This is a genomic window from Natronospira sp., assembly GCF_007134575.1.
GTDB lineage: Bacteria > Pseudomonadota > Gammaproteobacteria > Natronospirales > Natronospiraceae > Natronospira > Natronospira elongata.
Map to the genome: position 1 here is coordinate 1 of NZ_SLKM01000322.1, position 6,782 is coordinate 6,782.

Consider the following 6,782-nt stretch of genomic DNA (forward strand, 5'->3'; position numbering starts at 1 on the left):
ATGGCCACCACCATGTCTTCGCCCTTGCTCTCCACACCCGTGGCAGTGCCCTCCCAGATGGCCGGGGCACCAATCTGCTGTGGACCGGCAAAGGTCAACGGCTCATAGACGATCTCGCGCTTGATCGAGCGGATCTCGGGCATGGAGGCGATGGCCTTGGCCGTGCGGGCATCCGCCTCGATGACAAAACCGTTGGCGGCAACCTGCCAACGGCGGTCGGGATTGAATACATGGCCTGTGTGCTGAGCGATGCCTGCCAGCACTTCCTGCTGGCGGTCGCGCAGATACTGGCGATACTCGGCAACGCCAGGCTGGCTGGTGGAGAAGCGCTCCTGGCCGGTCACACGGGGGCTGGTGGCCTCCAGGCCGGGGATGCCACCGGTGTAACGAACGACCGGGGCGTCATGGAGACGTACGATCCATGTCTGGATTTCATCACTGTCGAGACCATCCTGAATGGCCTGCTTGCCACTCCAGTCCCGCCACTGGCTGTCCGCTGCCATATCTTCGCTGGCCAGGCCATTGGCACTGCCCAGGGTGAGTGCGGCCACGATGGCCATGATGAAGGTCTTGCGAAGGATCTTGCCAGGCATGTTGCCCCTCCCGTGTTAACACAAAGACGGGCGACCGACCGCAACACGCTGGCGCAGACAGTTCCCCCCCGTCAGATTTGAGCCTTCAGAAGTAGCACGCTCACAACGGCGGGGTCAAAATGAGCAGACGGATGGGGACGGGGCACCACGCACTCCAATGCCCTTGATTCGGATGGGTTTACTTTGAAGTCAAAGGCTTGCGGGTGATGGGAAGGAGACGGCCGACGTGATTCCCCGGCGACCGACAGCCGGCCACGATGCGCGCCGCCCCTGTGGCAAAAACGGAACGCCTAGGCCAGCCAAACGGCCAGATAATGGTCGATGAGCAGGGCCGCAAAGACACCGATGAGATAGGTGATGGAGAAGCCGAAGGTCTTCATGGGCCAGCGGCTGTCCGGGTCACGCTTGAGGGCGATGGTATAGGCCAGAAAGGCTATACCAAGGACCACGGCCACAACGAGATAAAGCAGACCGGACATGCCGGTCAGCCAGGGCAGCAGGGTCACCAGTAACAACAGGATGGTGTAGAAAATGATATGCCAACCGGTGAAATCGACACCGTGGGTGACCGGCAGCATGGGCATGTCCACCTTGGCGTACTCTTCCCGGCGGTGAATGGCCAGGGCCCAGAAATGAGGCGGCGTCCAGGTGAAGATGATCAGGAACAGCAACAGAGCGTGGGGGTGAATCTCGCCGGTAATGGCCACCCAGCCAAGCACCGGCGGCGCCGCGCCGGCGGCCCCGCCAATGACGATGTTCTGTGGCGTCGCCCGCTTGAGAAAGACGGTGTAGATGATGGCGTAGCCAACCAGCGAGGCCAGGGTCAGCACGGCGGCGAGGGGATTGACCAGAAACCACAACAGCGCCATCGCGGTGATGCCGAGAACGGCGGCGAAGCTCAGGACCTGCCAGCCCTTGAGGTGGCCGGTGGGCAGGGGCCGCTTGCGGGTACGCGCCATTTCGGCGTCGATGCGCCGATCAATGAAATGGTTGATGGCCGCCGCCGAGGCCGCCGCCAGGCCGATGCCCACGGTGCCGAAGATGAACAAATCCAGGGGCACGGCACCCGGCACCGCCAGCAACATGCCGACAATGGCGGTAAATACGATCAGCGCCACCACCTTGGGCTTGCAGAGATCAAGATAGTCCGCCGCCAGGGTGCGAAAGTCGGGGCTTGCCTGGGTCATGGTCCTGCCTGTCCTCAGCTATCCGTACCGGGGCGCCTACCATACAGCGCCCAGAGCGCGGTGACCATTGCCAGCATGAGCAGCGCCGCCCCGGCGTTGTGGGCGGTGGCCAGCCACAAGGGCAGACTCAGTACCACCACAAAGACACCAATGGCGAGCTGGATCAGCAACAGGCCGCTGACCGCGATGGCCATCCTTCGCAGTACCAGGCCGCCCACCTGCCAGAGCTTCCAGGCGAAGGCCGCGATCACCGCCAGGGCAATAATGGCACCCAGGCGATGGGTATAATGGATGGCGGTCCGGGCCTCATTGTCGAGGACTCCATACTCATAGTTCTTGCCCAGCTCACGCCACAGCGTGAAGCCGTCTCGAAAGTCCATCTCCGGCCAGTATTCACCGTGGCAGGTGGGGAAATCCGGACAGGCCAGGGCCGCATAGTTGGTGCTGACCCATCCGCCGAGGCCGATCTGGAGAATCAGAACAACGGTGGCGGCGATGCCGGCCCGACGCAGGCGACGGCGCGGCCGGCTTGGCAGGGACGCGGCTTCATCGGGGGCACCCTGATCGCGGGTACGCAAATACTGCAGCCAGAGCAGGGACAGGGTGGCCAGGCCCCCAAAGAGATGGGCCAGGACAATGGCCGGCTTGACCAGCAGGGTCACCGTCCACATCCCCAGCAGTGACTGGAAGATCACCAGCCCCACCAGCAGCCAGGGCAGCTTCACCGGCTGCCGCTTGTCAGTGCGGTTGAACCAGGCAAGGATCGCCAGGCCCAGAATCATCAGACCCAGCAGGCCGGCGACGTAGCGATGGGCCATCTCTTTCCAGGCCTTGGCCAACCACTGTTCGTCGCCCCGGGCCAGGGGGGTGTCATCCCACTGCTCCAGAGCAAAGTCCAATTGCTGCTCGGTCTGGGGCACGGTCATCACGCCGTAACAGCCGGGCCAGTCGGGACAGCCAAGACCGGCGTCATTGAGGCGGACAAAGGCACCCAGGACAACCACCACCAGGGTCAGGATGGTGGCGGCCAGGGAGCCGCGGTTGAAGATCTGCAAGCGAGTCATGTTCGGGTTCCGGGCTGGTTAACCAATCTGTGAAACACGAAGCAGGCGTTTCATGTCGTCCATGAAATCGTCCGGGTCAAATCCTGCCGGGAAGTACATCATCAGATTACCCAGCGGATCGACAATGTAGAGGCGCCCCGTTTCCGGCGCAGCCTGGCCGTCATCGAGCTCGAACTGCTCGAGAAAATCCCCGGCGCGGGAATCACTCAGGTCGAAAACACTCAGGTCCGGGTGCGCTTCACGATAATGCGCCAGGTCCGCCGCGCTGGCCGGCTCGAACAGGACCCGGCGCACCCGGCCCATGTCGCGGCCCAGGGACAGCCGGATCTGTCGGGTTGCCCAGATCACTTCCTGACAGTCGGCGCCACAGCCGTCGGCGGCGATATAGATCACCGTCCAGCGACGGTCTCCCAGCACACTGCGCTCGCCTTCTCCGGCGCGCCCGGCCAGGGCATTGAGATCGGCATCGTCGATGGGCTGGGCGGGATGGACCAGCTCACCCTTGTTGGTGGTGCTTGCCGGCTCCATCGGCCCCTGGAAAGCCCACCACAGCCAGGCAAGGATGAAGGGACCGGCACAGACCAAAAATACCAACACCAGAGTGATGCGGAAACGTCGGGTGCGGGGATCAAGCTCACTCATTGCGGTGCACTCGTTTCAGATTGACGACGATGAAAAGAATAATCACGGCCAGGGTGACGGCGGCCCACTGAAAGGCATAGCCCAGATGTCGCTCTGGCGGCATGTTGATGGGGTCCCAGTCACGGCGAAAGCCGGGACTGGCCTCGGCATCCATCAAGAGGCGGCCATCGATGACCGGCTCACCCAGTTGCGACTGCAAATCCTCCGCCTCCGGAAAATAAATGCGCCGGGGCCAGTCACCTTCGGGGCTGGGGGCACTGAGACGGAAACCCGGCCGGGGCAGACTGTCCACCCGCCCCGCGACCGTCAGGGACTCGGTCGATGGTCTCTGCTCGGCCAGTCGGGCCTCGACATCCTCATCCGCGATCCAGCCCCGATCGACCACAATCAGGCTGCCGTCTGCTTTCAGGCGAAAGGGTGTCCAGACGTGAAAACCCGGCGCACCCTCACGCAGCATGCTTTCCAGGAGGAATTCCCGTTCCGGCAGAAAACGGCCCTTGAGGCGGACGGGGGCATAACGCTCGAGTTCCTGCCAGTGTTCAGCGCTTTCCACAACGCGGGTTTCGGCACCGGCTTCAAACAGCTCCAGCAACTCGCGCTTTTCCTCTGCCCGGCCCAATTGCCAGGCGGAAAGGCTGGAAAAGATGAGAACGCCAGCGAGCAGCAGGACCCAGGCCCACCAGGGCGGCTTGAACTGCCAGCCGGTCTGTTGTCTCATACTGCCTCCCGGCTCGGGCCGATGGCCCGGCCGAATCCATTCCGGCGCCCACTGAGGCGGCGCCCCTGCCAGGTATCACGCAATGCGGCTTTTGATACTCATCATCATCGTGGCCATCCTGATCAGCCTGGGCTCCGCCCTGCGCTATTTGCTGAAGGATGCCGGCCAGTCGAAGCGGGCCGTCTGGGCACTGACCATCCGGGTGGGGCTGTCCGTCGCCCTCTTCCTGCTCCTCATGCTGGGCTTCGCCCTCGGCATCATCGAACCCACCGGGCCGCCGGTTAAGTAGCTGCGAGCTGCGAGCTGCGAGCGACGAGCTGGCAGTGCCGGCTCGCAGCTCGTTGCTCGTAGCTCGAAGCCAATTCCGACTGGAACAGGCTCGCGGTTGGGTGTAACAGGCTCAGAGCCAATACACGAAGATGAACACCAGAATCCAGACCACGTCCACGAAGTGCCAGTACCAGGCGGCGGCTTCGAAGGCGAAGTGGTTTTCGGGTGTGAAATGGCCCTTGAGGCAGCGGAAGAAGACCACCAGCAGCATCAATGCCCCGAGTATCACGTGCATGCCGTGGAAACCGGTGAGCATGAAGAAGGTGGAACCGTAGATGCCGGAATCCAGCCGCAGGTTCAGATCCACATAGGCGTGGACGTATTCGTAGCTCTGAATGCCAAGGAAGAGCAGGCCGAGGGCAATGGTGGCACCCAGGCCCCAGTTGAGCACCTTGCGGTTGTTGTCCTTGATGGCGTGGTGAGCAATGGTCAGGGTCACGCCCGAGGTCAGCAGGATGGCGGTGTTCAGGGCCGGCAGGCCCCAGGCACCCATGGTGCTGAATGCGTCATGGCGCGGCGCCGGGCCGTCGGTGGGCCAGGAAGCCTCGAAGCCATCCCAGAGCAGCAGGCCGGTAAAGAAGTTGGCACCTTCACCACCCAGCCACGGCACCGAGTAGATCCGGGCGTAGAACAGGGCGCCGAAGAAGGCCGCAAAGAAGAAGACCTCGGAGAGGATGAACCAGGCCATGCCCTGGCGGAAGCTGCGATCCTCCTGAGGACCGAAGGCGCCGCTCACGCTCTCGTTGATCACATCACGGAACCAGCCCCAGACCATGTAGAGAATGATGGCACCACCAATGAACATCACCGGCGTGCCCCACAGGAGGCCGTTCAGCAGAGCAGCCGCACCCAGCACGGCCACGAACATCCCGATGGTGCCCACCACGGGCCAGTGGCTTTCATGCGGGACGTAGTAACTACCCTTTTCCTGAGCCATCTCGTTCTTCCTCAATCCTGCAATGGTTATTGGTCCGAAGGGCCGGCCCTCCGGTCAGGGTCCTACTTCTCGCCCACCACGTCCTGGGCGAAGAAGGAATAATTCAGGGTCACGGTGCCAATGTTGCGCGGCAGTTCCGGATCCACGTAGAAGAGCACCGGCATGCGCTGGCTTTCCTCACCGGCAAAAAGCTGCTCTTCAAAGCAGAAGCACTCCACTTTCTGCACATAGCGGGTGGCACCCGCTGGCGAAACATCCGGCACGGCGTGTCCCATTCGATCTCGCTCATCCAGATTGGTGGCGAGATAGTGGGTGGTGTAGAGCTTGCCCGGATGGACCCGCATGCGGGTTTCTTCCGGGGTGAAGCGCCAGATGTCCCTCTGATTGGTCGTAGCGACAAACTCCACCGTGACCTTGCGGTCATAATCCACTTCCAGCGCAACCGGTTCGGCGGCCGCGCGGGTGGTGGAGGAACTGCTGATCCCGGTTACCTCGCAGAACACGTCGTAGAGCGGCACCAGGGCAAAGCCGAAACCAAACATGGCCACGGAAGCCAGGGTCAACCGGGCCACCAGCCCCCTGTTGCCCTTGCCAGGCTTGCCGTCTTGTTCCGAACTCATTCTCGCGCCTCCCGAGTCAGACTTGCTCGCTGACTCAATAGCGGGTGCTGATCAACAGAAAGATGCCCACATAGAAGGTGACCGCAACGGCCCCGATCACCAGGGCCCAGAAGCGGGCCCGGCGTCGGTTTTGTTTGGTGCGATCATCGTCTTGCTCGGACACACTCACCTCACTTCACTTCCGGGGCGGTCTCGAAGGTGTGGTAAGGCGCCGGCGAGGGCACTGTCCACTCAAGACCATGGGAGCCTTCCCAGACCCGATCAGTCGCGCGACCCACACCACCGCGGATGCAGTGGATGATCACGTAGACAAAGATCAGCTGGGAAAGACCGAAGACAAAGGCCCCGATACTGGAGATGAAGTTGAAGTCCGTGAACTGGACCGCATAGTCCGGGATCCGGCGCGGCATGCCGGCCAGGCCCAGGAAGTGCTGCGGGAAGAAGGTCACGTTAATGGAAATCGTGGACAGCCAGAAATGGGTCTTGCCCCAGAACTCGCTGTACATGTAGCCGGTCCACTTGGGCAGCCAGTAGTAAGCGGCAGCCATGATGGCGAAGACGGCACCCGGTACCAGCACGTAGTGGAAGTGGGCCACCACGAAGTAAGAATCATGGTACTGGAAGTCCGCCGGCACGATAGCCAGCATCAGGCCGGAGAAGCCACCAATGGTGAACAGGAAGAGGAATGCCA

The 6,782-nt window shown here is 62.3% G+C and carries 9 protein-coding genes and 1 pseudogene; 1 reads left to right on the top strand and 9 read right to left on the bottom strand.

Going from position 1 to position 6,782, the window contains the following annotated elements; genetic code table 11:
• From ACJWXQ_RS13045 to ACJWXQ_RS13065, 5 genes and pseudogenes are all read right to left on the bottom strand, one after another.
• Positions 1-593 (bottom strand): annotated as a pseudogene (locus ACJWXQ_RS13045) (hypothetical protein); the annotation flags it as partial.
• Between the two features lie 290 nt (positions 594-883).
• A complete protein-coding gene (cyoE, locus tag ACJWXQ_RS13050) occupies positions 884-1,780 on the bottom strand; it encodes a heme o synthase (protein ID WP_346051417.1) in 897 nt (298 codons plus the stop codon).
• A 14-nt stretch (positions 1,781-1,794) separates the two neighbouring features.
• Positions 1,795-2,844: a COX15/CtaA family protein gene (locus ACJWXQ_RS13055; RefSeq protein ID WP_346051419.1), complete on the bottom strand. Its 1,050-nt coding sequence runs from the start codon at positions 2,842-2,844 to the stop codon at positions 1,795-1,797.
• Positions 2,845-2,862: 18 nt separating this feature from the next.
• Entirely contained in the window at positions 2,863-3,486 is a 624-nt protein-coding gene (locus tag ACJWXQ_RS13060; RefSeq protein WP_346051421.1) for a hypothetical protein, read from the bottom strand.
• A complete protein-coding gene (locus tag ACJWXQ_RS13065) occupies positions 3,479-4,204 on the bottom strand; it encodes an SURF1 family protein (RefSeq protein ID WP_406672976.1) in 726 nt (241 codons plus the stop codon). The genes ACJWXQ_RS13060 and ACJWXQ_RS13065 overlap by 8 nt, the downstream gene beginning before the upstream one ends.
• An 82-nt stretch (positions 4,205-4,286) precedes the next feature.
• Between ACJWXQ_RS13065 and ACJWXQ_RS13070 the strand changes: the two genes are divergently transcribed.
• Entirely contained in the window at positions 4,287-4,493 is a 207-nt protein-coding gene (locus ACJWXQ_RS13070) for a twin transmembrane helix small protein (protein WP_346051424.1), read from the top strand.
• Between the two features lie 111 nt (positions 4,494-4,604).
• On the opposite strand, the gene ACJWXQ_RS13075 is transcribed toward ACJWXQ_RS13070, so the two are convergent.
• From ACJWXQ_RS13075 to ACJWXQ_RS13090, 4 genes are all read right to left on the bottom strand, one after another.
• A complete protein-coding gene (locus ACJWXQ_RS13075; protein ID WP_346051426.1) occupies positions 4,605-5,471 on the bottom strand; it encodes a cytochrome c oxidase subunit 3 in 867 nt (288 codons plus the stop codon).
• Between the two features lie 62 nt (positions 5,472-5,533).
• On the bottom strand, positions 5,534-6,091 hold the full coding sequence (locus ACJWXQ_RS13080) for a cytochrome c oxidase assembly protein (protein WP_346051428.1): 558 nt from the start codon (positions 6,089-6,091) through the stop codon (positions 5,534-5,536).
• A 34-nt stretch (positions 6,092-6,125) separates the two neighbouring features.
• The gene (locus tag ACJWXQ_RS13085) at positions 6,126-6,254 is read right to left on the bottom strand and encodes a hypothetical protein (RefSeq protein WP_346051430.1); all 129 of its coding nucleotides are present in this window, start codon (positions 6,252-6,254) and stop codon (positions 6,126-6,128) included.
• A gap of 7 nt (positions 6,255-6,261) precedes the next feature.
• The coding region (locus ACJWXQ_RS13090; RefSeq protein ID WP_406672977.1) for a cbb3-type cytochrome c oxidase subunit I at positions 6,262-6,782 on the bottom strand (521 nt) is incomplete at its 5' end.